This window comes from Hymenobacter elongatus (assembly GCF_004745955.1).
GTDB classification, from domain to species: domain Bacteria; phylum Bacteroidota; class Bacteroidia; order Cytophagales; family Hymenobacteraceae; genus Hymenobacter; species Hymenobacter elongatus.
Map to the genome: position 1 here is coordinate 1 of NZ_SRLD01000109.1, position 1,080 is coordinate 1,080.

The window sequence follows — 1,080 nt, forward strand, 5'->3', positions numbered from 1 at the left end:
GGGTGCAACCCAAATTGTCGCTACGCCGCCCTGGCCGTGTTGAAGGGTTCAATGTGTTGGCGTACCAGCTGCCATCGGTTACTCATCGCGCAGACGCGCAAGGTCAAGACCCGCTGTGCGCCGTTGGTGCTCCAGCGTTGGCCCGCGCGCTTCAGACGCCGTTGCATCACCGTTCGGTGGGCGGATTCGATGGCTCCCGAGCCAATCAACAACCCGCGTTCGCGGTACGTTTTATAATCCATCCGGTCGCGGTTTGACCGGAGGTACGCGCACACGGAATCGCGTAAGGCCGGGGCGATTGGCAGTCGATTTAGATTCGTCAATACTTCATCTAATTTACTATCTAATAGTAATTTGCGTTGTTCGTCGAACCAACCCGAAGCCGCTGCACCGGTCCCCAAAAAAGCCTTTCCAGCGGAGCCGATGTGTTCCATGGCGTGGTAGATGTCCAAAATCAGCGTCGCCTGCGGGCACGTTTTTTCCATCAGCTGACGCAGCCAAAGTGCCCCGTCGCTGATAAAGACCAGGTCGCGCCCCCGGTCTTTATAGGGGTCGAGTTGCTTCGCTAATTTGACCCCAAACGCTGCCGCATTCCCCAGATGGCCCACAAAAACCGACGAGGCAATGTGTCCGCCCCGCTCCTCCACGACGCTGGTTCGCAAGGCCGAGGCCGCAAAAATGCGGCCCAGTTTGGCCTCTTTGTAGCCCTCGTCGGTTAGCAGCATCGCCCCGTCGGCCTGCGCGTAGACGACCCCCACGGGGGCCGTCTCGGGCGCTTCGGGGGTGGCCGCCTGGTCGAGCTCGTCGGCGATGGCCCCGCCGTAAAAGTGCGTCAGGCGGTCAATCTGGCTGGCCCCCACGGACAGGCCCAGCAGCGTTTCGGCTAATGCGGAGGCCTGTTGATAGACCTCGAACTGCCCTAAAAAAACCAGTTTCTCCTGCAGGTAGGGGCTGATGCCAAACCCGTTCAGATGATGACTAAAGGCCTGACTGTTGGCTATTTGAATTGGGCCAAAACGCGTCGTCATCTTTTTTTTTACGTCGGTCGGCCGGCACGGGACCCACGTTGCGCTCCAACAC

General features: G+C 59.4%; 1 pseudogene. It reads right to left on the minus strand.

The window, feature by feature from the left end:
* Positions 1 to 20: 20 nt before the first annotated feature.
* Positions 21 to 1,080: pseudogene (locus E5J99_RS20950) on the minus strand (ISLre2-like element ISRsl1 family transposase); the annotation flags it as partial.